Here is a 22,854-nt window from a genome sequence, read left to right on the forward strand (position 1 = left end):
GGCGCGCGTCGGCGGGCCCGAGCGCCCTTCTAGACTCCTGAGCATGCTCACCCCGCTCACCGTCACGCTGGCCGTGGCCGCGCTCGCGCTGGCCGCGTGGTGCGGCTGGGCGGCCTACCGCGACCAGCCGACCAAGGACTGGCACTTCATCGGCATGGCCGTGGTGACCCTGCTCGCCTTGGTCCAGCTGGTGGTCGGGATCGTCCAGCTCGCGCAGGGACGGGACCCGGCGGACGGCGCGGTGATCTTCGTCTCGTACCTGGTCGGCGTCCTGGCGTGCGTGCCCGTGGTGGGGCTGGTCTCGCTGACCGAGCGCACCAAGTGGGGCTCGCTGACCGTGGTCGCCGGAGCCGTCGTCCTCGCGGTGCTCCAGGTGCGGCTCTACGACATCTGGGGAGGTGGCACCGGTGCCTGAACCGACGACCACGAACAGCGCGCCCGTGCCGGGACGCGGGGGCCGCATCAACACCGGGCCCGGCAAGCTGCTGGTCACGCTGTACGGGATCTTCACGGTGGGCGCCGCCTCGCGCTCCCTCGTCCAGCTGACGACGCGGTTCGGCGAGGCACCGCTCGCCTACGTCCTCTCGGCCGTCGCCGCGGTGGTGTACGCCTTCATCACGCTCTCCCTCGTCCGCGGCGGTGAGGGCGCCCGCAAGGCCGCCCTCACCTGCTGTGGTCTCGAACTGCTGGGCGTGCTGGCCGTCGGCACCTGGACGCTGGTGGAACCGTCCGCCTTCCCCGACGCCACGGTCTGGTCCGACTACGGGATGGGCTACCTGTTCATCCCGGTGGCTCTGCCGCTGACGGGCCTGTGGTGGCTACGCCGCGGCCACCGCGAGCAGCCCGCGCCGGCCCCCTCGTCGGAACAGTCCGAACAGTCGGAACAGGGGTCGCAGGAGACCTAGGCGCTCTTCGCGTACTCCGCGGCATCCTTCTGCAACGCGACCAACGTCACCTGACGGTCCCGCTCGGTGCCGACGAGGGCGTAACCACTGCGCCGGTACAGCCGCAGATTGCCCTCGCTGCGGCTGCCGGTCACCAGGTGGTACCGCTTGGCGGCGTACTCCGCGGTCAGCCGGGACTCGACCGCGGCCAGCAGCCGCCCGCCCAGGCCGTGGCCCTGGAGGCGGGGATGGACGCACAGCCGGCCGATCCGGGCCGTGCCCTCGGCGTCGACCCGGCCGCGGACCGAGCCGACGACCTCGTCACCGAGGCGGGCCACCATCACGCACCCCTGCGCGAGTTCGGTGCGCAGGTCGTCCAGCGTCTGGACGAGCGGTTCGATGCGGTAGTCGCCGTACAGTGCGGCCTCGGTCTGGAAGCAGAGGTACTGCAGTTTCAGTATCTGTTCGACGTCCCGCTCGTCCGCCGCAGAGATGGTCACGCTCATGCCCATGTGCGCATGCCTCCCCATGTTGTGTGCGCACGGGCACGCGGATGTGAGGGTGCCGCGCCCGTGCTGTCTGCCCTGGTGACGCTGGTGTCCTCTCGCACCCTTCCCCTGAGGCCGGGTGGTGGAACCTGTGCCGCGAGCATTCTGCGCAGGCATTGCAGACAGCGGGAACGCAGCGGCCCCACGGCGCCCTGTGAGATATCCAACTCGCGGGCGATTTGGGCGTATGTGGGCTCCCCACCCGACAGCAGCGCCCGCAGCAGGGCGGGGCACCGTCCTGGCAGCCTGGCGACCGCTCCGCTCAGCTCGCGGCGGCTCTCGGCGCTCAGCAGCGGCGCCTCCGCCTCGCTGGCCGGGTCGTCCCGCCCGTCGGCGGCGGTGACCCGGCGCTGCGGCGGCACCCGGTGCGGCGGGGGCGCGGCGTCCCCCGGCAGCTCGCGGCGCAGACGGTCGCGCACGGCCCGCGCCTCGGCGCTCACCGCCTCGCGCAACCAGACTCCGGGCTCGGCGGGCGGTCCGCACCCGCGGGTCCTCAGCAGCCAGCGCAGCCACACGCCCTGGCGCAGGTCGGCGGCCTCGGCACCGGGGAGCGCCGCCGCCTCGGCCGCGCACTCGGCCTCCAGCAGGGCGCGCAACCGGGGCTGGAGCAGGTCGGATTCCGGGGAGGGCTGAGTCATACGCCGCTGCACGCGCGCCGCCCGCCCCGCGGTTGCGGGACGGGCGGCGCGTCACTCGTCGGTGTGGATCTTTCTCCTGCCGGCGCGCTCAGCCGTCGTCGCGGAAGGCGGCGGCTGCCAGCAGCGCGGTGTCGCAGTTGTCGGAGAAGAGGCCGTCGATGCCGGTGGCGAAGTACCGCTCGAAGACCCCGAAGGAGTCACCGTAGGCGTTCGGGTCGTCGCCCTTGCGGAAGTCGGCGGGCAGGAAGGTGTTCTCGTTGCGCACGGTGTACGGGTGCAGGACGAGCCGCTGCGCGTGCGCGTCCCGCACCAGGTCCGTGGGGTCGCCGAGCGTGCCGTCCGCGTTGCGGGGGATGACCAGCTCCAGGGTGGGCCCGATGCCCTGGGCGAAGCCCGCGATCCACTGCAATCCCTCGGGCTCGACCAGGTCGGCGACCGTGCGCGGATCGTTCGCCTCCACGAAGTCCCAGGGCCGCGAGTCGAGGCCCGACAGCAGGACGACGCCGGGGCAGTCCACCAGCTTGCCCAGCGTCCGGATGCTGCTCGGCTCGAAGGACTGCACGAAGTTCGGCGAGTGCGCCTTGTGCCGCCCGTAGCGGCGCAGCAGCCTGGCGAGCGGCTTCTCCAGGCCCAGGCCCAGCTTGCGGAAGTAGGTGGGGTGCTTGGTCTCGATGTGCAGCCATACGCGGCGGCCGCCGCGCCGGCTCTGCTCCTCGGCCCAGTCCAGCACCTCCTCGAAGGTGGGCACCTCCCAGCGGCCGTCGTAGAGGGTGTTGTGCTGGCGCGTGCCCGGGATGCGCTCCTTGGCCCGGAGCGTCTTGAGCTCCTTGAGGGTGAAGTCCTCGGTGAACCAGCCGGTGAGCTCCTTGCCGTCCACCGTCTTGGTGGCCTTGCGGGAGGCGAACTCGGGGTGGTCTGCCACATCCGTGGTGGCGGTGATGTCGTTCTCGTGCCGGCACACCAGGTGCCCGTCCTTGGTGGGGACCAGGTCCTGCTCGATGATGTCGGCGCCCATGTCGAGGGCGAGCTGGTAGGAGCCCAGGGTGTGCTCGGGGCGGTAGCCGCTGGTGCCGCGGTGCGCGATGACGCAGGGGGTGGGCAGCTCGTGGCGTCCGCCCCCGCGCCCCGCGGAACGGTCCGCCCTCGAAGGGGCGGCCTCGGCCGTGCCGCCGGCCCCCAGGGTGACCGCGCCCGCCGCGCTCAGCGCGGCCGCCGCTCCGAGCAGGGTTCTGCGGCCCGGCTGCTGCTCCTGTCCCATGCGCTCTCCCAGAAGTCTCCGTGGCGCCGATGTCCGGCCCTGCCACGCGTCGGGCTGATCGTAGGACCGGCTGGAGCGCGCCGGGGAGACATAAGTGCGAACACGCGGGAAACACGGAGAGCTTGAGAAGGTGCGGGGCAGCGCAATACGGGGGCAACCCGTGTCAACTCCTCGTAAAGGTGCAAGCAACCCGGTGTGCCCGCCACCCGGGCCTGCGAGTATCGTCCTCATCTGCGCGTCCGTGCGCAGAGCCATACGTCCGTGCGCAGAGCCGAGCGCACGGCCATACCGACTGGGCGGAGGGTCCGTTGTCCCGTTTCCGGCTGATCAAGGCAGTGCTCGGCCCGCTTCTTCGCGTGCTGTTCCGGCCGAAGATCGAAGGGGCCGACCGCATTCCGGACTCGGGTCCGGTGATCCTGGCGGGCAACCACCTCACCTTCATCGACTCGATGATCCTGCCGCTGGTCACCACCCGCCAGGTCTTCTTCATCGGCAAGGACGAGTACGTCACCGGCAAGAGCCTCAAGGGCCGTCTGATGGCGTGGTTCTTCACGGGCGCCGGCATGATCCCCGTCGACCGGGACGGCGGGCGCGGTGGCGTCGCCGCGCTGATGACCGGCCGCCGCATCCTGGAGGAGGGCCACCCCTTCGCCATCTACCCGGAGGGCACCCGCTCCCCCGACGGGCGCCTCTACCGAGGGCGTACGGGCATCGCGCGGCTCGCTCTGATGACGGGAGCGCCGGTCGTGCCCTTCGCGATGATCGGCACGGACAAGGTGCAGCCGGACGGCAAGGGGCTGCCCAGGATCGGCGGCGGCCGCATCAGCATCCGCTTCGGCGCGCCCCTCGACTTCTCCCGCTACGAGGGCATGGACCGCGACCGGTACGTGCTGCGCGCGGTCACCGACGAGGTGATGAGCGAGGTCATGGAGCTGTCGGGACAGGAGTACGTCGACGTCTACGCGACGAAGGCGAAGGCGGCCTAGAGCCGGGCGCCGCCTGGAGCCGGGCGCTACCTGCGCACGTGGAAGCGCAGCATGGTGACCCCGCCCGACTGGATGTTGCCGAGCGGCTCCAGGTCGATCCGGTCGAGGCCCGGCGGTGCGAAGCGGACGCCGTCCCCGAGCAGCACCGGCAACACGTACACCAGGATCTCGTCGACGAGGCCGCGCTGCAGGCACTGGGCGGCCACGTCGGCGCCGAGGATCTCCAGGTTCCGGCCGCCGGCGGCGCGGCGTGCCACGGCCACGGCCTCCTCGATGTCACAGGTGAGGAAGGTGACGTCGGGGTCCGGCTCGTCCGGCGGGCGGTGGGTGAGGACGAACCGCGCCCCGCCGTCGTAGTCGGGGTTCTCGTCGGACATGCGCTTTCCGACCTCGTACGTGCCCCGGCCGATGAGCATGGCGCCCGTGGCCGCCATGACGTCCGGGAACGTCGCCGAGGTCATGTGCTCGAAGATCCAGTCCATCGTGTGGCCGGGACCGGCGATGAATCCGTCCAGGGACATCACCCTGTTCACCACCACTTTCCCGGTGCTCGCATCGGTCATGTGTCTTCTCCGAGCAGGTGGAGGGCCGGGATTGCAGCATAGGCCGGTGAGCAGCATCTGCTCGTCCGTCGGTGGCCACTGGCCGTGGTGTGCGGGCTGCCGGTGGGGGGTGTGGCGCGCCGGTCCCCGCGCCCCTGCGGGGCGGCCCCGCTAGTTCTCCTCGGCTGGTACCTCCTCCAAGTGCTGTCCGCGCAGCAGGCGCCAGGCCAGTACCGCTGCGGCCAGGAGGATGACGGCGCCGAAGCCGGCGCCGTACCGCAGACCTTCGGTGAAGGTGTCCCGCGCGGCGTCCAGCAGCGCGCGCTCGGCGCCGCCCGGCAGTCCGTGCGCGGTCGAAACGGCCTCGCCCAGCGACTGGCGGGCGTGCTCGGCCGTCCCCTCCGGCACCCCCGCAGGCGTCGGGAAGGAGCGGTAGACGCCCGTGACGACCGAGCCGAGCAGGGCGATGCCCAGCGCGGCGCCCAGTTCGTAGGCGGTCTCGGAGACCGCCGAGGCCGCGCCGGCCTGCTCCTTGGGAACGGCCGAGAGAATCACGTCGGCGGTCACCGTGAACGCCAGCCCCGCGCCGACGCCGACGACCAGCAGCACGCTGCCCAGCAGCAGATAGCCGGAGGTGGCCTGGAGCCAGAGGCAGGCGCCCAGCGCCAGGCCCACCGCCATCAGGCCGCCGGAGACGGCGCCGCGCACCGAGGTGCGGCGGGCGACCCAGCCGGCGAACAGACCGGCGACGACGGAGCCGACCGCGGCGGGCAGCTCGGCGAGTCCGGCCTGGAAGGGCGTGCGGTCCTGCACCATCTGGAGGAACTGGGAGAGGAAGAAGACCAGTCCCGACATGCCGAGGATGGTCAGCAGGTCGGCGAGCACGGCGCCGGTGAAGCCGCGGTGGGCGAACAGCCGCATGTCCAGCAGCGGCGCCGGCAGCCGCAGCTGGCGGCGCACGAAGGCGTAGAGGCCGGCGAGGCCGACGACGCCCGTGACCGCCACGTCCCAGCGGAAGCCGTAGGCCGCGGCCTCCTTGACGGCGTAGACGAGGGCGATGATGCCGACCATCGACAGGCCGACGCTGGGCAGGTCCCACGGCCCAGGTGCCGGGTTCCGCGACTCGGGCAGCAGTTTGCTGCCGACGAGGACGAGCACGGCCATCACCGGCAGGTTGATCAGGAAGACCGAGCCCCACCAGTAGTGCTCCAGCAGGAACCCGCCGACGACGGGGCCCACGGCCGTGCCGGCGGCCGTCATGGCGCCCCAGATGCCGACGGCCAGGCTGCGCTCTCTCGGGTCGGGGAAGATGTTGCGGATCAGCGCGAGTGTGGAGGGCATCAGGGTGGCGCCCGCGACGCCCATCAGCGCCCGCCACAGGATCATGGCCTCGGCGCTGTGCGCGTAGGCGGTCAGCACCGAGAGGGCGCCGAACGCGATGGATCCGGTGAGCAGCAGCTTCTTGCGGCCGATGCGGTCGCCGAGGCTGCCCATCGAGACCAGGAGTCCGGCGATGACGAAGGAGTAGACGTCGCCGATCCACAGCAGCTGGGTGCTGGAGGGGCGCAGGTCCTCGCTGAGGAACGGCGCGGCGAGCCCGAGGACGGTGACGTCGATGCCGACCAGGAGGACGGCGAGCACCAGCACCGCGAGGGCGACCCAGCGCAGCCGGGAGGCGTCACCCCCGGGCCTGGCGCCTCGGGCTGCCGCTCCGGATCGTTTGGTTCTGGCGCTCATCTCTCACTGCTCCGTCGTGCGCCGCCGAGCAGCAGCTCGGCGGTCATCCGTACCGCGTCGCGGGCCGCGACCCGGCCGTCCTGTACCGCCCAGGCCGCCGCGGTGACCAGCGCGTAGAGCGCCTCGGTCAGCCAGGCAGCGGTCAGGTCGATGCGGAAGGCGCCCTCGTGCTGTCCGCGCTGGAAGAGGGCGCCGATGCGGGCGTCGATCCTGGCCCAGCCCGCGTCCTGTTCTCCCGGCTCGAAGAGCTGGTTCTCGGTGACGAGGAAGGCGAGGAACCCGGCGTGGGGCTCGGCCTCGGCGATGACGCGCCACACGGCTTCGGCGGCGTCGCCCTCGTCGATGCGGGCGGCGTCCAGCGCGGCGTCCAGGCGTGCGAGGCCGAGTTGTTCGAGGGCGCGTATGAGCGCGTCGCGTCCGGCGAAGTGCCGGTGCAGGGTGGCGCGGCTGATGCGGGCCGCCTTGGCGATGTCGTCCATCGAGGAGGTCGGCCGCCGCGTCAGTACGTCCGCCGCCGTGCTCAGCAGCTCTTCCCGGTCCAGACTCATGAGACAAGCGCACTTCTTGTGAGACATTCGTGTCGCACACGAGACAACGAGAGAGCCCCGCCGTGGGTCACGACGGGGCACTCGTCACGAGCAGGGACACTCATCATGAGCAGGGGCGCTCGTCACAGGGGGACGAGCACCCCTGGGCCCGCTGCCTACGTCAGCGCCAGGCGCAGCTGCCCAGCGTGGCGCCCTTCCGCACCGCGCGCTCGGCCTTCTCGTGCGGCAGGACCCGGGTCTTGCGTCCCGTGCACACGGCCGTCCGGTCGGCGTAGCCGGCCACATCCAGCAGGATCTGGTCCCAGTGCCGGTACTGCACGTCGTGGCCGCTGTCGTCGTAGGTGCGCACGGTCGGCTCGGACGGCAGCGCCTTGTTCCAGCGGGCCTGCGTCGCGGGTGGCACGGTGGTGTCCTTCGCGCCGGTGTAGACGTACGCCGGCGCCTCCAGCTTCGACAGGTCGGGGCCCGGGCGCTCGCAGTAGAGCTTCTGCTCGTGCACCTGGGCCGCCGGGTCGCCCTTCTGGCCGCGCAGGTAGTACGAGCGGCCGCCGTCCTCCTCCGCCCGGTCGGTGAAGCCGGGGATGTCGTGCATGGGGCTGTCCTCGGGGAAGCCCCACCACTCGCGCGGGTCGCGGATCTGGTCGCCGAAGTACTTCGTCAGCTCCGCGTCGCTCTTGCCGCAGTACTCCGCCGTGGCGCCGTAGGGCGGGAGTGCCGCGGCCAGATGGAGGGAGGAGATGCGCCCGGGCGCGTCGGCGGCGAAGTGCGCCGCGTACGGGCCGCCGCCGGAGATGGCGACGACGGCCGCCTTGCGCAGGTGCAGCTTGTCGAGGACGGCGCGCACGTCCGAGGTGTAGTCGTCGAAGCCGAGCTTCGCGTCGTACTCGGTGTCGCCGAAGCCGTTGCGCTCCACCGATATCAGCCGCAGGTTCAGCTTCTGCCGGGTGGTGCGCAGGAACTCCGTCATGCCCGAGGCGCGGGCCGTGGTTCCGGTCCCGCCCATGAACAGCACGGGGGTGGCGTTCTTCTCCCCGGTGTCGCTGTAATGGACGGTGCGGCCCGCGTTCTTCGTCGCGTGCATGGCCGGGCCGAGCGGGTCGAAGTCGTTCTGCACGACGGGCTTCGGCTTGCGGTCCGCCTCCGCCTGCGAGGCTCCGGCGGTGAACCCGATCCCTCCGGCGAGCGCCGCCACGGAGAGGGCGGTTGCGACGGCGACTGTCGGTGCCTTTTTCATTTTTCGTCTCTCCCAGTTCTCAACGTGCGGGAGAGCACCTGCCCCGAAACCTGTGTGACATGCACGCAAAAACCCGTGGGCACCCCGGTGACCTGGGACTTCACTGCCAGGGCAGCTCCGCGCGCCGCCGCCAGTAGACCTCCGGGTCCTCCACCAGCTCGGCCAGCGAGGCCAGTTGGGCCTCGTCCAGCTCGGTGGCGGCGGCCAGCAGGTTGGAGTGGAGGGACCCGACGTCGGCGGCGCCGGACAGTACGACCTGGGCCCACGGCTGCCGCAGCACCGCGGCGAGCGCCACCGCGTCAGGAGACGTGCCCGTCTGCTGCGCCACCATGTGCAGGTCACGCGGTTCCTGACCGCCCGCCAGGCGCCCGTTGGCCATCGCTTCCTTGACGATGACCGTCAGCCCCGCCTCGTGCGCCTGCGCCAGCGCGCCGGCCGCGGACGTCTCCAGCAGGTTGTAGGTGCTCTGGACGGTACGGAAGAGGGGCTCGCCCGCGACGGTGACCTCCAGGGCCGCACGGATGGCGTCCGCCTGCGCGGGGCCGCTCGTGCTGAACCCGATCGTGACGCCGTCCGCCGCGAGCCGGGCCAGCCGCTCGTGCAGGCCGGTGTCGGTCAGCGCCGGGCTGTCGGGGGTGACGGAGTGGATCTGGTACAGGTCCATCCTGTCGCCCAGCTGCGCGCGGCTCTCGGCGAGCTGCCGCTCGAACGCCTCCGGCGCGTGGTCCTTGACCTCGTGCACCTCGGCGTCCGTGCGCCACTCCCCCACGTAGGTGTAGCCCCACTTGCTGCCGACCACCACGTCGTCGGCCTCCGGGTGCGCGCGCAGCCACCCGGCCAGGAACTCCTCGGCCCGCCCGTAGGAGCGGGCCACGTCGAGGTAGCGCACGCCCTGCGCGTAGGCGGCGTCCAAGAGCTCGTGCGTACGGGCGCGCAGCGCCTCGACGCCGCGCTCGGCGGGCAGCTGGGCCTCCCGGCCGAGCGTGAGGTAGGCGGGCCGGCCGACCGCGGCCAGGCCCAGACCGAGGTGGGCCGTCGGCGTGGTCGCGGCGGCGAGGCGGGTGAAGGACATCGGCATCTCCCCGGCCGGGTGCCCTCGGGGCACTGTCGGCGTCGGCTCCGGTGTGAAACCCGGCGCGGTGCCGGGCGGCGGTCCCGACCCGGCAGGTCGGCTGCCGCACCACGGTAGTCGGCTCCGGCGGGCCGTACCACGACGGACGCGGGCGCACCCGGTCGCCCGCACCGTGGCGCGGGCGACCGGGGTACCGGCAGTGGCCGGGCGTCGCATGCCGGCGTGGCGCGCCGTGTGCGCCGTGTGCGCCGACGGGTCAGCGCTTGGCGTCCGCCCACTGGCGCTGCCGGTCCAGGTCGGCGCGGAAGTCGGCGAGCTGGGCCGCCACCGCCGAGGGCGCCGTACCGCCCTTGCCGTCGCGGGCCGCCAGTGCGCCCGGCACGTTCAGCACCTCGCGCACCTCGGGTGTCAGGTGCTCGGAGAGCGCGGCGAACTGCTCGTCCGTCAGCTCGTCCAGCTCGATGCCCGCGCTCTCGCACTCCCTGACGCAGGCACCCGCGACCTCGTGCGCCACCCGGAAGGGGACGCCGCGCTTGACGAGCCACTCGGCGACGTCGGTGGCCAGCGAGAACCCGGCGGGGGCCAGCTCGGCCATCCGGTCGCCGTGCACGGTGAGGGTGGCCATCATGCCGGTGAACGCGGGCAGCAGCAGCTCCAGTTGGTCGAGGGAGTCGAAAACCGGCTCCTTGTCCTCCTGGAGGTCGCGGTTGTAGGCCAGCGGCAGCGCCTTGAGCGTCGCCATCAGACCGGTCAGGTTGCCGATCAGCCGCCCGGACTTGCCGCGGGCCAGCTCCGCGATGTCGGGGTTCTTCTTCTGCGGCATGATCGACGAGCCGGTCGAGAAGGCGTCGTGGAGCGTGACGAAGGAGAACTCCTTCGTGTTCCAGATGATGACCTCTTCGGCGATCTTCGAGACGTCCACGCCGATCATCGCCGTGACGAACGCGAACTCCGCCACGAAGTCGCGGGAGGCCGTCCCGTCGATGGAGTTCGCCGCGCTGCCGCCCTCGAAGCCGAGATCGGCGGCGACGGCCTCCGGGTCGAGCCCGAGGGAGGACCCGGCCAGCGCCCCGGAGCCGTACGGTGAGACGGCGGTGCGCGCGTCCCACTGGCGCAGCCGCTCGGCGTCCCGCGCGAGGGCCTGCGCGTGCGCGAGGACGTGGTGCGCGAACAGGACGGGCTGCGCGTGCTGGAGGTGGGTGCGGCCCGGCATCGCGACGTCGGGGTGCGCCTCGGCGAGGCCGACGAGCGCGCCTTGGAGGTCGGCCAGCAGACCGCCGAGGACGCGGGCGTGGTCGCGCAGGTACATCCGGAAGAGCGTGGCCACCTGGTCGTTGCGGGAGCGGCCCGCGCGCAGCTTGCCGCCCAGGTCCTTGCCGAGGCGACTCAGCAGGCCGCGTTCCAGGGCCGTGTGCACGTCCTCGTCGGCGAGGGTGCCCTGGAAGGCGCCGGAGGCGACGTCCTGTTCGAGTGCGTCCAGGCCGTCGATCATCTGGCGCAGTTCGTCGGCGGTCAGCAGGCCCGCCGTGTGGAGGACGCGGGCGTGGGCGCGGGAGCCCGCGATGTCGTACGGCGCCAGTCGCCAGTCGAAGTGGACCGAGGCGGACAGCTTTTCGAGGGCCTCGGCCGGGCCGTCCGCGAAGCGGCCGCCCCACAGGCGGACGTCTTCGTTGTTGCTGGTCACTGCTGGGGTGCTCCTGACTCCTGTGGTGGTGGGAGTACCCCGGCCCCTCCCCTTCGCCTTTCCCCGCGGGTGCGCCGCAGAGAGCAGTGGGGGGGAGGGGCCGGGGCGAGAACGTCGGCTAGGCCTGCTGGTCGCGCTTGGCCGCCATCTTCGAGGAGAGGCCGAAGATCTCGATGAAGCCCTTCGACATCGACTGGTCGAAGGTGTCGCCCGTGTCGTAGGTCGCCAGGTTGAAGTCGTACAGCGACTGCTCGGAGCGCCGGCCCGTCACGACGGCGCGCCCGCCGTGCAGGGTCATCCGGACGTCGCCCGACACGTGCTGGTTGGCCTCGGTGATGAAGCCGTCGAGCGCCCGCTTCAGCGGGGAGAACCACATGCCGTCGTACACCAGCTCGGTCCACCGCTGCTCGACCTGCCGCTTGTAGCGGGCCAGCTCGCGCTCGACGGTGACGTTCTCCAGCTCCTGGTGCGCGGTGATCAGCGCGAGGGCGCCGGGAGCCTCGTAGACCTCGCGGGACTTGATGCCCACCAGGCGGTCCTCGACCATGTCGATCCGGCCGATCCCCTGGGCTCCGGCGCGCTCGTTGAGCTGCTGGATCGCCTGGAGCACCGTGACGGGCTTGCCGTCGATGGCGACGGGCACGCCCGCGGAGAAGGTGATGACGACCTCGTCCGCCTCGCGCGGGGTGGCGGGGTTGGAGGTGTAGTCGTACACGTCCTCGATCGGGGCGTTCCAGATGTCCTCGAGGAAGCCGGTCTCGACGGCGCGCCCGAAGACGTTCTGGTCGATGGAGTAGGGCGACTTCTTGCTCGTCGCGATGGGGAGGCCCTTCTCCTCGCAGAAGGCGATGGCCTTGTCCCTGGTCATGGCGTAGTCGCGGACGGGCGCGATGCACTTGAGGTCGGGGGCCAGGGAGGAGATGCCGGCCTCGAACCGCACCTGGTCGTTGCCCTTGCCGGTGCAGCCGTGGGCGACGGTGCCGGCGCCGTGCTTCTTCGCGGCGGCCACCAGGTGCTTGACGATGGTGGGCCGGGACAGCGCGGAGACCAGCGGGTAGCGGTCCATGTAGAGCGCGTTGGACTTGATCGCCGGGAGGCAGTACTCGTCGGCGAACTCGTCCTTGGCGTCCGCGACCTCGGCCTCGACGGCGCCACAGGCCAGCGCGCGCTTGCGGATGACGTCCAGATCCTCGCCGCCCTGGCCGACATCGACGGCGACGGCGACGACCTCGGCACCGGTCTCCTCGGCGATCCAGCCGATGCAGACTGAGGTGTCAAGGCCGCCGGAGTAGGCGAGTACGACGCGCTCGGTCACTGGCTTCTCCTTACGTGCATGCGCTGACTGGTATAAGTATGCACTCCCTCGTATGTTTCGTCAACGCATGCCTGACCTGCGACGCGGCGACCCGCTTCCGCTCAGAGGCGGTCCTTGAGCTCCTCCTCCAGCACCCGGGTGTGCCCGATCGAGGGATCCTTCACCGCCGTGACCAGCGTCAGGGTCCCGGCGCCCGACGCGGTCTCCAGCAGCGCGCCGAGCGCCCGCTCGCCCTCCTCGGTGGCCAGCTCGGCCCGGTAGCGCCGCGCGAAGTCGTCGTAGCGGCCGGGCTCGTGCCGGTACCACTTGCGCAGCTCGGTACTGGGCGCGACGTCCTTGTTCCAGTCGTCCAGCGCCGCCTTCTCCTTGGACTCCCCGCGCGGCCACACCCGGTCGACCAGCACCCGGACGCCGTCGCTTTCGGGCCGCGGCTCCTCGTAGACGCGCCGCACCTGGATCTTCGGCTTCTTCTTGGCTGCCATGACGCCAGAGTGCGCGCACGAGCGGCACGCCCGCATGTTGACGCTGTTCACATTGGCCGTTACCTTACCGCCATGGCCGACTTCCCGAGTCTCGCGCGGCAGACGTGGCACCAGCTCGAACCCGTCTACGCCTCCGTGTACTTCGCTCCCCAGGTCGCCGCGGAGACCACCGCGCTCGGCTACGACACCACCGAGCGCTGGCCGTCCTACTTCGCCCTGCGGGCGGCGCCGCTCGGGCCCGCCGCCCCCGAGACGGTGACCGCCACCTTCTACAGCTTCAGTCCGCGCACGGTCGCCGCCCACGTACCCGCGGCCTGGCAGACGGCCACACCCGAGGCGGTACTGGCGGCACGCTCCCGAGGCGTGGACGCGGCGCTGCGCGCCGTCCTCGGCGACCGGATCACCGAGGACGGCCTCACCGAGGCGGCGGCGCTGGCCAGGACGGCCGCCGAGGCCGCCGACCTCGCCGGGCGCCCGCTCGCCGCCGCCAACGCGGCGCTGCCCTGGCCGAAGGAGCCGCACCTGGCGCTGTGGCAGGCGGCGAACATCCTGCGCGAGCACCGGGGCGACGGCCACCTCGCCGCGCTCCTGACCGCAGGACTGGACGGCTGCGAGGCGCTGGTCTCCTTCGCCGCGATCGGTGCCGCACCCGTGGAGAACTTCGCCTCGCGCGGCTGGAGCGCACAGGAGTGGGCCGCCGCCCGTGAGCGGCTCGCCGCGCGGGGGCTGGTGGACGCGGACGGGGCCGCCACCGATGCCGGGCGGGCCCTGCGCGACGAGGTGGAGCGGCGGACGGACGAGTTGGCGGCCGCGCCGTACCGGGTTCTCGGCGACGCGGGGTGCGCACGGCTCGCCCAGCTGAGCCGCCCCGTCCTTACGGCCGTCCTGGAAACAGGACTGCTGCCCACCCACTCGACACTGGGCATCCTCACCGTGCCCACCCCCGCCCCCCGCTGAGACCGGACCACCGCCCGGGGGCGGTCACATCGCGAGACGGCCTTGCACACCCGCCCAGGCCGGGCGTTTTCTCTCCGGGTGCGAACCGAACAGCAGAACGCCTCCCCGGACCCGGAGGACCCCGCCGGTCCTGCCGCCCTCTCCCCCGCCGCGGCCGAGCAGCGCGGCGCGCGCCGCGCGGTGACCGTCTTCCCCGTACTGGTCCTCCTGGCCGGCGTGCTCGGCCTCCTCGCGCCCGGCACCTTCGCGGGTGGCGGCGAGGCGGTGCCGTACCTGCTCGGAGTGGTGATGTTCTGCATGGGCGTGACGATGACGCCGCAGGACTTCCGGGGCGTGGCGAAACGGCCGTGGGCGGTGGCGCTCGGGCTGGTCGCGCACTACGTGTTCATGCCGGGGCTGGGCTGGCTGGTCGCCCACGCGCTCGACCTGTCCCCGCAGCTGGCCGCCGGTGTGATCCTCGTCGGCTGCGCGCCGAGCGGCACCGCCTCCAACGTCGTGACGTACCTGGCGCGGGGCGACGTGGCGCTGTCGGTGTCGGTCGCCACGGTCTCGACGGTGGTCGCACCCCTGGTGACGCCGCCGCTGACGCTGCTGCTGGCGGGCGAGTACCTGCCGGTGGACGCGGGGTCGATGGTGGTCGACATCCTCAAGACGGTGCTGCTGCCGGTGCTGGCGGGGCTGGTGGTGCGGCTGGTGGCCTCGCGGCTGGTCACCAGGGCGCTGCCCGTGCTGCCGTGGCTCTCCGCGCTGACCATCGCCGTCATCGTGGCCGTGGTCGTCGCGGGCAGCGCGGACGCCATCAAGTCCGCCGCGGCGCTGGTGATGCTCGCGGTCGTGCTGCACAACGGGCTCGGGCTGGCCCTCGGGTACGGAGCGGGGCGGCTGGCCCGGCTCGGCGAACCCTCGAGCCGCGCCATGGCGTTCGAGGTCGGCATGCAGAACTCGGGGCTCGCCGCCTCGCTGGCCACGGCGCACTTCAGCCCGCTGGCCGCGCTGCCGGCCGCGGTCTTCTCCGTGTGGCACAACGTCTCTGGCGCGCTCGCGGCGGCCTGGCTGTCGCGGAAGAAGGGCTGAGACGCGGGGCCGCGGGGTGAGACTGGGCCGCCGGGCGAGGCGGGGCCGCGCCGGGCGAGGCGGGGCCGCGCCGGGCGAGGCGGGGCCGCGCCGGGCGAGGCGGGGCCGCGCCGGGCGAGGCGGGGCCGTCTCGCACCGTTACCCGGGGTTACCCCGGACGGCGGCCCCCTCTTCCCATTCCTACCGGTAGGTAACTACGGTGGCTCCCGGCGCGCCTCCCCGGGCGCCGACCAGCCCAGTGGCCGCAGACCGACGGAGGCTCGCCCGTGTCATTCGATCCCGCCCGCTCCCTCGCCCGCGTGATGGGCGGCATGGGGGCGCTGCACTTCCTCGCGCCGAAACCGTTCGACACGATCGTGCCGCGCTCCCTCCCGGGGAAGGCCCGCGCCTACACCTACGCCAGCGGCGCCGCCGAACTCGCCGTGGCCGCCGCACTCGCCTTCCCCCGCACGCGCAGGGCCGGCGGGCTCGCCGCTGCCGGACTCATCGCGGCCGTCTTCCCCGCCAACGTGCAGATGGCCTACGACTGGCGCAACCGCCCCGCGCCGTTGAAGGCCCTCGCCTACGGCCGCCTTCCCCTCCAGGTGCCGCTCGCCGCCTGGGCACTGCTGGCCGCCCGCCAGGGCGCCGCCGAGGCCGCGGCGGCGCACGAAGGCGCACGGGACTGACCGGCCCAGCCCGACCGGCCGCTCCGCGAGGCCCGGCCGACTGACCGGCCGTTCCGCGAGGCCGGCGCCCGGCCCGCTCCGGGCGAGGCCTGGCGGCGCGCGCTCAGCGCTCCTTCTGCGCCAGCGCCAGCAGGTGGTCGGCCAAGGCCTGGCCGCCGACCGGATCGCGGCTGATCAGCAGCAGGGTGTCGTCGCCCGCGATCGTCCCGATGATCTCGTGCACCCCCGCCTGGTCGATGGCGGACGCCAGGAACTGCGCGGCTCCCGGCGGGGTACGCAGCACCACGAGGTTCGCGGAGGCCTCAGCGGTGATCAGCAGCTCGCCCGCCAGCCGCGCCATCCGCGCCTCGGTGGCCGACTCGCCCAGCGGAGCCCGGGGGGTGGGGTCCCCGCCCTCGGCGGGGACCGCGTAGATCAGCTCGCCCCCGGTGTTGCGGATCTTGACGGCGCCCAGCTCGTCGAGGTCCCGGGAGAGGGTCGCCTGCGTGACCGTGAGCCCGTCGTCGGCCAGCAGCTTGGCCAGCTGGCTCTGGGAGCGGACCGCCTGCCGGTTGAGGATGTCGACGATCCGGCGGTGGCGGGCCATCCGCGTCTGCGGGACGGCCTGCCCCGCCTGGTGCTCCTCGGTCATCGTGCGCGTACCCCTCTTCATCTGTTCCGCGTCACCGCGTGTCTCATCGCTCCCGGCCGGCTCCGTCGCCGCCCGCCGCGTCGAGGACGGCGGGCAGTGCCCGCACGAACGCGTCCGCCTCCGCCTCGGTGAGGATCAGCGGCGGGGCGATCCTGACGACGTCCGGGGCGACGGAGTTCACCAGGAAACCCGCGTCCTGAGCGGCCTGCTGCGCGCGCGGCGCGATCGGCTCGGTGAGCACAATACCCAGCAGCAGCCCCGCACCGCGGACCTGAGCGACGCTCGGGTGGTCCAGCCCGAGGATGCCCTCGCGCAACCGGGTGCCGACGCGCTTGACGTGGTCGAGGAGCCCGTCGGCCGCGATCGTCTCCAGGACGGCGAGTCCGGCCGCGCAGGCGACCGGGTTCCCGCCGAAGGTGGAGCCGTGCTGGCCGGGCTCCAGCAGCTCGGCCGCGTCCCCGAAGGCGAGCGTGGCCCCCAGCGGCAGCCCGCCGCCCAGCCCCTTGGCGAGTGTGACCAGGTCGGGCTCGACACCCTCCGCCTGGCAGGCGAGCCAGTGGCCTGTCCGGCCGACGCCGGTCTGGATCTCGTCCACGACCAGCAGCGTGCCGGTGGCGGCGGTGATCTCCCTGGCGGCGGCCAGGTAGCCCGCGGGGGGCGGCACCACGCCCATCTCCCCCTGGACGGGCTCCAGGATCACGAAGGCCGTTTGGTCGGTGACCGCCGCGCGCAGCGCCTCGACGTCGCCGTAGGGGACGTGGGTGACGTCGCCGGGCAGCGGGCGGAACGGGTCCTGCTTGCCGGGCTGCCCGGTCAGCGCGAGTGCCCCCATGGTGCGGCCGTGGAAGCCGCCCTGGGCCGCGACCATGTGGCTGCGTCCGGTGCGCCGGCCGATCTTGAAGACGGCCTCCACGGCCTCCGCGCCGGAGTTGGCGAAGTACACCTTGCCCGACCTGCCCGCCACCTCCAGCAGCTTCTCGGCGAGCGCGACGGGCGGCTCGGCGATGAAGAGGTTGGAGACGTGGCCGAGGGTGGCGATCTGGTCGGAGACGGCGCGGACGACGGCCGGGTGTCCCGTGCCCAGCGCGTTGACCGCGATCCCGCCGACGAGATCCGTGTACTGCCTGCCCTCCACGTCCCACAGCTGGGCCCCCTCGCCGTGGGTCAGCGGGATGCGCGGGGTGCCGTAGTTGTTCATCAGCGCGCCCTGCCACCTGCCGGTGAGGGCGGAGTTGTCGTGGGCGATGGTCATGCGGGGCCCTCCGCGTTCCGTTGCTGTGTCCGAAGGTCGTCAGGTGCCTGCGGCCTGGGTTCCGGGACGGCGTCGGGCACGACCATGGTGCCGATCCCCTCGTCCGTGAAGATCTCCAGCAGGATGGAGTGCGGCACCCGCCCGTCCAGCACCCGTGCGGTGTGCACGCCGCCGCGCACCGCGTACAGGCAGCCCTCCATCTTGGGGACCATCCCGCTGGCCAGCTCCGGCAGCAGCTTCTCCAGCTGGGAGGCGGTCAGTTCGCTGATCACGTCGTCGCTGCGCGGCCAGTCCGCGTACAGGCCCTCCACGTCGGTGAGGACCATCAGCGTCTCGGCGCCCAGCGCCGCGGCGAGCGCGGCGGCCGCGGTGTCGGCGTTGACGTTGAAGACCCCGCCGTCGCCGGCGTCCGCGCTGTGGGCGATGGACGAGATCACCGGGATGCGGCCGTCGTCCAGCAGCGCCTCGATCGCGCCGGTGTCGACGGAGGTGATGCTGCCCACCCGGCCCAGGTCGACCGCCTCGCCGTCGATCTCGGCGAAGTGCCGGGTGGCCGCCATGATGCGGGCGTCCTCCCCGGTCATGCCGACGGCCAGCGGACCGTGCTGGTTGAGCAGGTTGACCAGCTCGCGCTGCACCTGCCCGGCCAGCACCATCCGCACCACGTCCATCGTCTCCGGCGTGGTCACCCGCAGCCCGGCACGGAACTGGGACTCCAGGCCGAGCGCGTCGAGCTGCTTGCTGATCTGCGGGCCGCCGCCGTGCACCACCACCGGGCGCAGGCCCGCGTGGCGCAGGAAGACGACGTCCTGCGCGAAGGCCGCCTTCAGCTCCTCGTCCACCATGGCGTTGCCGCCGAACTTGATGACGACGGTCCGCCCGTGGTGCCGGGTCAGCCAGGGCAGCGCCTCGATGAGGGTCTGCACCTTGGGCAGCGCGGTGTGTTTGCGGGTGCTCGCCTCGCTTGTGCTCATGACGAGTAGGCGCTGTTCTCGTGGACGTAGTCGGCCGTCAGGTCGTTGGTCCAGATGACGGCGGACGCGGAGCCCGCGTGCAGGTCGGCGGTCACCCGGACCTCGCGGAAGCGCATGTCGACCTTGTCTCGGTCCTCTCCGACCGCGCCCGCGCGGCAGACCTGGACGCCGTTGATGGCGACGTCCAGCGCGTCGGGGTCGAAGGCGGCGTCCGTGGTGCCGATGGCCGCCAGCACCCGGCCCCAGTTGGGGTCCTCGCCGTGCACGGCGCACTTGAAGAGGTTGTTGCGGGCGATGGTGCGCCCGACCGTCACGGCCTCGTCCTCACTCGCGGCGTTCACGACCTCGATGCGGATGTCCTTGGTGGCGCCCTCCGCGTCGTGGATCAGCTGCTGGCCCAGGTCGTCGCAGACCGCGCGCACCGCCTCGGCGAACTCGGCCCGCTCGGCGCGTACCCCGCTCGCCGCCGAGGCCATCAGCAGCACCGTGTCGTTGGTGGACATGGCGCCGTCGGAGTCGATGCGGTCGAAGGTGGTGCGGGTCGCGCCGCGCAGCGCCGCGTCCAGCTCCTCGGCGGACAGGTCGGCGTCGGTGGTCAGGACGACCAGCATGGTGGCCAGCCCCGGCGCGAGCATGCCCGCGCCCTTGGCCATGCCGCCCACGGTCCATCCCGCGGGGCTGGAGACCCGGGCCGTCTTGTGCACCGTGTCGGTCGTCTTGATGGCGAGGGCCGCCTTCTCGCCGCCGTGTTCGGACAGCGCCGAGGTCGCCGCACCGACGCCCGGCAGCAGCTTGTCCATCGGCAGCCGCAGCCCGATCAGCCCGGTGGAGGCGACGGCGACCTCACCCGCGCCGTGCTCGGTGCCGGTGGCCGCCGTCAGCTCCTCGGCGACCTTCTCCGCGGTGGCGTGGGCGTCCTGGAAACCGGGCGCGCCCGTGCAGGCGTTGGCGCCTCCGGAGTTGAGGACCACGGCGGACAGCCGCCCGTCCCCCAGTACCTGCTCGGACCACAGGACAGGGGCCGCCTTGACGCGGTTGGCGGTGAAGACCCCGGCCGCCGCACGGCTCGGCCCGGTGTTGACGACGAGCGCGAGGTCGAGGCCCCCGCTCTCCTTGATCCCGGCGGCGATCCCGGCCGCCGTGAAGCCCTTGGCCGCTGTCACGCTCATGGTGCGACTCCGATCGTGGAAAGTCCCAGCCCCTCGTCCAGGCCGAGGGCGAGGTTCATGCTCTGGACGGCACCGCCCGCGGTGCCCTTGGTGAGGTTGTCGACGGCGGCGACGACCAGGAGACGGCCCGCGTCCGTATCGTGCGTCACCTGCAGATGCACGGAGTTGGAGCCGACGACCGAGGCGGTGGCAGGCCACTGCCCCTCGGGGAGCACGGTGACGAACGGCTCGTCCTGGTACGCCTTCTCGTAGACGGCGCGCAGCTGCTCGGCCGTCGTGCCCGGCGCGGCCTTGGCGCTGCAGGTGGCGAGGATGCCGCGCGCCATGGGCGCCAGGGTCGGGGTGAAGGAGACGCTGACGCGCCGCCCTGCGGCCGCCGAGAGGTTCTGGATCATCTCGGGGGTGTGCCGGTGGACACCACCGACGCCGTACGGGCTCATCGAGCCCATCACCTCGCTGCCCAGCAGGTGCGGCTTGAGGGCCTTGCCCGCTCCCGAGGTGCCGGTCGCGGCGACGATCACCGCGTCGGGGGCCTCCGGATCGGCGAGGGCGCCCGCGAAGGCGGGCACCAGCGCGAGGGAGACGGCCGTGGGAAAGCATCCGGGCACGGCCACGCGCTTGCTGCCGCGCAGCGCCGCACGGGCGCCGGGCAGCTCGGGCAGCCCGTAGGGCCAGGTGCCGGCGTGCGGGGTGCCGTAGTAGCGCTCCCAGTCGGCGGCGTCGGCCAGCCGGAAGTCGGCTCCGCAGTCGATGACGAGCGGCCCTTCCGTGGCGGTGCCGAGCTGCTCGGCGACGGCGGCGGACTGACCGTGCGGGAGCGCGAGGAAGACCACGTCGTGGCCGCGCAGCACCTCGGCGCTGGTCTCCTCCAGCACGCGGTCGGCGAACGGCACCAGGTGCGGCTGCAGCGCCCCGAAGCGCTGCCCCGCGTTGCTGTTGCCGGTCAGCGCCCCCACCTCGACTTCGGGGTGCCCGGCCAGCACACGCAGGAGTTCACCCCCCGCGTACCCGCTCGCACCCGCCACTGCCGCACGCACTGTCATGGGACCTCCTCCTCGGAGGCATGACTATACGCATGACAGCAGTTTTATGCAATGAATGGTGTGATCAACGGGCGGGAGCGGGCCAGCTACGCCGCGGAGCCCGGCTCCCCCTCCGAAGAGGGGCTGCGTCTGCTCGCTTCCTGGGCGGCCGCCCAGGCATCCGACGGAGCCGCACACCGGACGGCCGACTGACCCGCACCGGCCGGCGAGCGGTCCACAAACCCCGGTGCGGTGCGCGCCGCTCCCGGCGATACTCGCGGGCATGCTCGATTTCTCCGACTTCGACACCCGCGGCTACCGCACTGTGGACGTCGCCACCGGATACGGCCAGTGGGTCGGCACCTACGAGGACACCGTCGAGGACGTGATGGACCTCGCGCTGCTGGAGGAGCTGACCGCCGTCGACTGGGGTGGCCTGCGCCGCGTGGCCGACCTCGGCTGCGGCACGGGGCGGACCGGCGCCTGGCTGCGGCAGCGGGGCGTCTCGGGCACGCTGGACGGGGTGGATCTGACGCCCGGGATGCTGCGGGTCGCCCGCGCCAAGGGCGTGCACGACCGGCTCGTGGAGGGCGACGTACGGGCCACCGGTCTGGAGTCCGGCGCCTACGACCTGGTGATCTCCTCGCTCATCGACGAACACCTGCCCGAACTGGGCCCCTACTACGCCGAGGCCGGCAGGATCGCGGCGCCCGGGGGGAAGTGCGTCGTCGTCGCGTTCCATCCGCACTTCATCATGGCCTCCGGCATGCCGACCCACTTCACCGACGACTCGGGCGAACACATCGCGATCAGCACCCACGTCCACCTACTCAGCGACCATGTGACGGCGGGGCTGGGGGCCGGGTGGCGGCTCGTGGAGATGCACGAGGGGCTCGTGGACGAGCGCTGGCTGGAGGCCAAACCCCAGTGGGAGAAGTACCGCAACCATCCGGTCTCGGCCGCCCTGGTGTGGCAGCGGGACGGTGAGGCGTGAGCGGGACCGCCCCCGGCGAGGTGTGCGCTTGCCCTGGAGTGCGCTCCAAGTCCTAGGGTCGGCGACCTGAACATACGCGGCGCTCCGCGCACCACGGTGCCGCAGTACAACGGACGCCCGCAGTGAACGGACCACCGCAGTGCAACGGGCCACCCGCAACACCACAGACCACCACAGCATCACGGAGGCACCCGCATGACCACCCTCCCCACGCGCCGGCTGGGCGCACTGACCGTCCCCGGGCAGGGGCTCGGCTGCATGGGCATGAGCCACGGCTACGGCTCGGCCGACGACCAGACGTCCATCGCCACCCTCCACCACGCCCTGGACCTCGGCGTCACCCTCTGGGACACCTCCGACTTCTACGGCGCGGGCCACAACGAGGAGCTCGTCGGCCGGGCCGTCGCGGGCCGCCGCGACGAGGTGGTACTGGCCACCAAGTTCGGGTTCGCCAACAAGCTGGGCGAGGCCACGCTCATCCGGGGCGACGCCGCCTGGGTCCGGCAGGCGTGCGAGGCCTCACTGCGACGGCTGGGCACCGACCACATCGACCTCTACTACCAGCACCGCGTCGACCCCCGGGTGCCGATCGAGGAGACCGTCGGCGCCATGGCCGAACTGGTGGCCGAGGGCAAGGTGCGCCACCTCGGGCTCTCCGAAGCGAGCGCGGCCACACTGCGGCGCGCCCACGCCGTCCATCCGATCAGCGCCCTGCAGAGCGAGTGGTCGCTGTGGACCCGCGACATCGAGGAGGAGATCGCACCGGTCTGCCGCGAACTCGGCATCGGCGTCGTGCCGTTCTCACCGCTGGGCCGCGGCTTCCTGACCGGCCGTTACGCCTCCGTCGACGCCATGGAGGAGACGGACGCGCGGCGGAAGATGCCCCGGTTCGCCGACGGCAACTTCGACCGGAACCTCGCGATCGTCCAGCGTCTGACCGAGCTCGCCGCACAGCGCGGGGTCACCGCCGGGCAGCTCGCGCTGGCGTGGGTGCAGCACCGGGGCGAGGACGTGGTGCCGATCCCCGGCACCCGGCGGAGCGCCTACCTGGAGGAGAACGTCGAGGCGCTCGACCTCGCGCTCACCGGGGAAGAGCTGGCGGCGATCGAGGCGGCCGCGCCCCGCGACCAGGTCGCCGGTGCCCGCTACGACGAGGGCAGCCTGTCCTTCGTCAACGGGTGAGCG

Annotated in this window: 24 protein-coding genes and 1 pseudogene; 9 read left to right on the top strand and 16 right to left on the bottom strand. The window is 72.6% G+C overall.

The window, feature by feature from the left end; translation table 11 throughout:
* The first annotated feature begins 43 nt into the window (after positions 1 to 43).
* Complete coding sequence (locus tag MMF93_RS05480; RefSeq protein ID WP_242749927.1) at positions 44 to 415, top strand: hypothetical protein; 372 nt, start codon at positions 44 to 46, stop codon at positions 413 to 415.
* Positions 408 to 905, top strand: a complete 498-nt coding sequence (locus MMF93_RS05485; protein ID WP_242749928.1) for a hypothetical protein — start codon at positions 408 to 410, stop codon at positions 903 to 905. Before MMF93_RS05480 ends, MMF93_RS05485 begins: the two co-directional genes overlap by 8 nt.
* On the opposite strand, the gene MMF93_RS05490 is transcribed toward MMF93_RS05485, so the two are convergent.
* The 3 genes from MMF93_RS05490 to MMF93_RS05500 all read right to left on the bottom strand — a co-directional run bounded on the left by MMF93_RS05490 (position 902) and on the right by MMF93_RS05500 (position 3,328).
* On the bottom strand, positions 902 to 1,396 hold the full coding sequence (locus tag MMF93_RS05490; protein WP_242749929.1) for a GNAT family N-acetyltransferase: 495 nt from the start codon (positions 1,394 to 1,396) through the stop codon (positions 902 to 904). The genes MMF93_RS05485 and MMF93_RS05490 overlap by 4 nt on opposite strands.
* Positions 1,387 to 2,070, bottom strand: coding sequence for an RNA polymerase sigma factor (locus tag MMF93_RS05495; protein WP_341483235.1), 684 nt, complete (start codon positions 2,068 to 2,070; stop codon positions 1,387 to 1,389). Before MMF93_RS05495 ends, MMF93_RS05490 begins: the two co-directional genes overlap by 10 nt.
* Before the next feature lie 88 nt (positions 2,071 to 2,158).
* Positions 2,159 to 3,328: a glycerophosphodiester phosphodiesterase gene (locus tag MMF93_RS05500; RefSeq protein ID WP_242749930.1), complete on the bottom strand. Its 1,170-nt coding sequence runs from the start codon at positions 3,326 to 3,328 to the stop codon at positions 2,159 to 2,161.
* A gap of 308 nt (positions 3,329 to 3,636) precedes the next feature.
* Here MMF93_RS05500 and MMF93_RS05505 point away from each other — a divergent pair, with 308 nt between their 5' ends.
* Entirely contained in the window at positions 3,637 to 4,314 is a 678-nt protein-coding gene (locus tag MMF93_RS05505) for a lysophospholipid acyltransferase family protein (RefSeq protein WP_242749931.1), read from the top strand.
* Between the two features lie 26 nt (positions 4,315 to 4,340).
* Here MMF93_RS05505 and MMF93_RS05510 read toward each other — a convergent pair whose 3' ends face one another.
* From MMF93_RS05510 to MMF93_RS05545, 8 genes are all read right to left on the bottom strand, one after another.
* Positions 4,341 to 4,877, bottom strand: a complete 537-nt coding sequence (locus tag MMF93_RS05510; protein WP_242749932.1) for a dihydrofolate reductase family protein — start codon at positions 4,875 to 4,877, stop codon at positions 4,341 to 4,343.
* A 150-nt stretch (positions 4,878 to 5,027) separates the two neighbouring features.
* Positions 5,028 to 6,593, bottom strand: coding sequence for an MFS transporter (locus tag MMF93_RS05515; protein ID WP_242749933.1), 1,566 nt, complete (start codon positions 6,591 to 6,593; stop codon positions 5,028 to 5,030).
* A complete protein-coding gene (locus MMF93_RS05520; RefSeq protein ID WP_242749934.1) occupies positions 6,590 to 7,141 on the bottom strand; it encodes a TetR/AcrR family transcriptional regulator in 552 nt (183 codons plus the stop codon). The genes MMF93_RS05515 and MMF93_RS05520 overlap by 4 nt, the downstream gene beginning before the upstream one ends.
* A 160-nt stretch (positions 7,142 to 7,301) precedes the next feature.
* Positions 7,302 to 8,375: an alpha/beta fold hydrolase gene (locus tag MMF93_RS05525; protein ID WP_242749935.1), complete on the bottom strand. Its 1,074-nt coding sequence runs from the start codon at positions 8,373 to 8,375 to the stop codon at positions 7,302 to 7,304.
* Positions 8,376 to 8,475: 100 nt separating this feature from the next.
* Positions 8,476 to 9,447, bottom strand: coding sequence for an aldo/keto reductase (locus MMF93_RS05530; RefSeq protein ID WP_242749936.1), 972 nt, complete (start codon positions 9,445 to 9,447; stop codon positions 8,476 to 8,478).
* Between the two features lie 256 nt (positions 9,448 to 9,703).
* Positions 9,704 to 11,131 carry an argininosuccinate lyase gene (argH, locus tag MMF93_RS05535; RefSeq protein WP_242749937.1) on the bottom strand — a complete coding sequence of 476 codons (1,428 nt, stop codon included), beginning with the start codon at positions 11,129 to 11,131 and terminating at the stop codon, positions 9,704 to 9,706.
* Between the two features lie 118 nt (positions 11,132 to 11,249).
* Positions 11,250 to 12,446 (bottom strand): argininosuccinate synthase, encoded by a 1,197-nt coding sequence (locus MMF93_RS05540; RefSeq protein WP_242749938.1) that lies wholly within the window; start codon positions 12,444 to 12,446, stop codon positions 11,250 to 11,252.
* A 101-nt stretch (positions 12,447 to 12,547) separates the two neighbouring features.
* A complete protein-coding gene (locus tag MMF93_RS05545; protein WP_242749939.1) occupies positions 12,548 to 12,928 on the bottom strand; it encodes a DUF488 domain-containing protein in 381 nt (126 codons plus the stop codon).
* Between the two features lie 72 nt (positions 12,929 to 13,000).
* Here MMF93_RS05545 and MMF93_RS05550 point away from each other — a divergent pair, with 72 nt between their 5' ends.
* The 3 genes from MMF93_RS05550 (at position 13,001) to MMF93_RS05560 (ending at position 15,627) form a co-directional block, all read left to right on the top strand.
* Positions 13,001 to 13,885 (top strand): SCO6745 family protein, encoded by an 885-nt coding sequence (locus tag MMF93_RS05550; RefSeq protein ID WP_242749940.1) that lies wholly within the window; start codon positions 13,001 to 13,003, stop codon positions 13,883 to 13,885.
* Between the two features lie 78 nt (positions 13,886 to 13,963).
* Complete coding sequence (locus MMF93_RS05555) at positions 13,964 to 14,959, top strand: bile acid:sodium symporter family protein (RefSeq protein WP_242749941.1); 996 nt, start codon at positions 13,964 to 13,966, stop codon at positions 14,957 to 14,959.
* 302 nt (positions 14,960 to 15,261) lie between these two features.
* Positions 15,262 to 15,627, top strand: a complete 366-nt coding sequence (locus tag MMF93_RS05560; RefSeq protein ID WP_242757273.1) for a DoxX family protein — start codon at positions 15,262 to 15,264, stop codon at positions 15,625 to 15,627.
* A 103-nt stretch (positions 15,628 to 15,730) separates the two neighbouring features.
* Here MMF93_RS05560 and MMF93_RS05565 read toward each other — a convergent pair whose 3' ends face one another.
* Genes MMF93_RS05565 through argC form a run of 5 tightly spaced genes read right to left on the bottom strand, consistent with a single transcriptional unit; the run spans position 15,731 to position 20,696 of the window.
* Positions 15,731 to 16,258 carry an arginine repressor gene (locus MMF93_RS05565; protein ID WP_114020694.1) on the bottom strand — a complete coding sequence of 176 codons (528 nt, stop codon included), beginning with the start codon at positions 16,256 to 16,258 and terminating at the stop codon, positions 15,731 to 15,733.
* Between the two features lie 43 nt (positions 16,259 to 16,301).
* Entirely contained in the window at positions 16,302 to 17,510 is a 1,209-nt protein-coding gene (locus MMF93_RS05570; protein WP_242749942.1) for an acetylornithine transaminase, read from the bottom strand.
* On the bottom strand, positions 17,507 to 18,484 hold the full coding sequence (gene argB, locus MMF93_RS05575; RefSeq protein WP_242749943.1) for an acetylglutamate kinase: 978 nt from the start codon (positions 18,482 to 18,484) through the stop codon (positions 17,507 to 17,509). Before argB ends, MMF93_RS05570 begins: the two co-directional genes overlap by 4 nt.
* Positions 18,481 to 19,653, bottom strand: coding sequence for a bifunctional glutamate N-acetyltransferase/amino-acid acetyltransferase ArgJ (argJ, locus tag MMF93_RS05580; protein WP_242749944.1), 1,173 nt, complete (start codon positions 19,651 to 19,653; stop codon positions 18,481 to 18,483). The genes argB and argJ overlap by 4 nt, the downstream gene beginning before the upstream one ends.
* Positions 19,650 to 20,696, bottom strand: a complete 1,047-nt coding sequence (gene argC / locus MMF93_RS05585) for an N-acetyl-gamma-glutamyl-phosphate reductase (RefSeq protein WP_242749945.1) — start codon at positions 20,694 to 20,696, stop codon at positions 19,650 to 19,652. The genes argJ and argC overlap by 4 nt, the downstream gene beginning before the upstream one ends.
* An 87-nt stretch (positions 20,697 to 20,783) precedes the next feature.
* Here argC and MMF93_RS05590 point away from each other — a divergent pair.
* The 3 genes and pseudogenes from MMF93_RS05590 to MMF93_RS05600 all read left to right on the top strand — a co-directional run.
* Positions 20,784 to 20,888 (top strand): annotated as a pseudogene (locus tag MMF93_RS05590) (transcriptional regulator); the annotation flags it as partial.
* A gap of 70 nt (positions 20,889 to 20,958) precedes the next feature.
* Positions 20,959 to 21,669 (top strand): class I SAM-dependent DNA methyltransferase, encoded by a 711-nt coding sequence (locus tag MMF93_RS05595; RefSeq protein WP_242749946.1) that lies wholly within the window; start codon positions 20,959 to 20,961, stop codon positions 21,667 to 21,669.
* Positions 21,670 to 21,864: 195 nt separating this feature from the next.
* Positions 21,865 to 22,851, top strand: a complete 987-nt coding sequence (locus MMF93_RS05600; RefSeq protein ID WP_242749947.1) for an aldo/keto reductase — start codon at positions 21,865 to 21,867, stop codon at positions 22,849 to 22,851.
* Positions 22,852 to 22,854: the final 3 nt, after the last annotated feature.

It is taken from the genome of Streptomyces tubbatahanensis, assembly GCF_022699385.1.
In the GTDB taxonomy this organism is placed as follows: domain Bacteria; phylum Actinomycetota; class Actinomycetes; order Streptomycetales; family Streptomycetaceae; genus Streptomyces; species Streptomyces diacarni.

Excerpts from the sequence above, each read along its gene's own strand:
- MMF93_RS05530 (WP_242749936.1), bottom strand. The coding sequence starts at position 9,447 with ATGTCCTTCACCCGCCTCGCCGCCGCGACCACGCCGACGGCCCACCTC.
- MMF93_RS05500 (WP_242749930.1), bottom strand. The coding sequence starts at position 3,328 with ATGGGACAGGAGCAGCAGCCGGGCCGCAGAACCCTGCTCGGAGCGGCG.
- MMF93_RS05550 (WP_242749940.1), top strand. The coding sequence starts at position 13,001 with ATGGCCGACTTCCCGAGTCTCGCGCGGCAGACGTGGCACCAGCTCGAA.
- MMF93_RS05520 (WP_242749934.1), bottom strand. The coding sequence starts at position 7,141 with ATGAGTCTGGACCGGGAAGAGCTGCTGAGCACGGCGGCGGACGTACTG.
- argB (WP_242749943.1), bottom strand. The coding sequence starts at position 18,484 with ATGAGCACAAGCGAGGCGAGCACCCGCAAACACACCGCGCTGCCCAAG.
- MMF93_RS05490 (WP_242749929.1), bottom strand. The coding sequence starts at position 1,396 with ATGGGCATGAGCGTGACCATCTCTGCGGCGGACGAGCGGGACGTCGAA.
- MMF93_RS05595 (WP_242749946.1), top strand. The coding sequence starts at position 20,959 with ATGCTCGATTTCTCCGACTTCGACACCCGCGGCTACCGCACTGTGGAC.
- MMF93_RS05515 (WP_242749933.1), bottom strand. The coding sequence starts at position 6,593 with ATGAGCGCCAGAACCAAACGATCCGGAGCGGCAGCCCGAGGCGCCAGG.
- MMF93_RS05560 (WP_242757273.1), top strand. The coding sequence starts at position 15,262 with ATGGGCGGCATGGGGGCGCTGCACTTCCTCGCGCCGAAACCGTTCGAC.
- MMF93_RS05510 (WP_242749932.1), bottom strand. The coding sequence starts at position 4,877 with ATGACCGATGCGAGCACCGGGAAAGTGGTGGTGAACAGGGTGATGTCC.
- MMF93_RS05545 (WP_242749939.1), bottom strand. The coding sequence starts at position 12,928 with ATGGCAGCCAAGAAGAAGCCGAAGATCCAGGTGCGGCGCGTCTACGAG.
- MMF93_RS05570 (WP_242749942.1), bottom strand. The coding sequence starts at position 17,510 with ATGACCATCGCCCACGACAACTCCGCCCTCACCGGCAGGTGGCAGGGC.
- argJ (WP_242749944.1), bottom strand. The coding sequence starts at position 19,653 with ATGAGCGTGACAGCGGCCAAGGGCTTCACGGCGGCCGGGATCGCCGCC.
- MMF93_RS05525 (WP_242749935.1), bottom strand. The coding sequence starts at position 8,375 with ATGAAAAAGGCACCGACAGTCGCCGTCGCAACCGCCCTCTCCGTGGCG.
- argC (WP_242749945.1), bottom strand. The coding sequence starts at position 20,696 with ATGACAGTGCGTGCGGCAGTGGCGGGTGCGAGCGGGTACGCGGGGGGT.
- MMF93_RS05495 (WP_341483235.1), bottom strand. The coding sequence starts at position 2,070 with ATGACTCAGCCCTCCCCGGAATCCGACCTGCTCCAGCCCCGGTTGCGC.
- MMF93_RS05565 (WP_114020694.1), bottom strand. The coding sequence starts at position 16,258 with ATGACCGAGGAGCACCAGGCGGGGCAGGCCGTCCCGCAGACGCGGATG.
- MMF93_RS05480 (WP_242749927.1), top strand. The coding sequence starts at position 44 with ATGCTCACCCCGCTCACCGTCACGCTGGCCGTGGCCGCGCTCGCGCTG.
- MMF93_RS05600 (WP_242749947.1), top strand. The coding sequence starts at position 21,865 with ATGACCACCCTCCCCACGCGCCGGCTGGGCGCACTGACCGTCCCCGGG.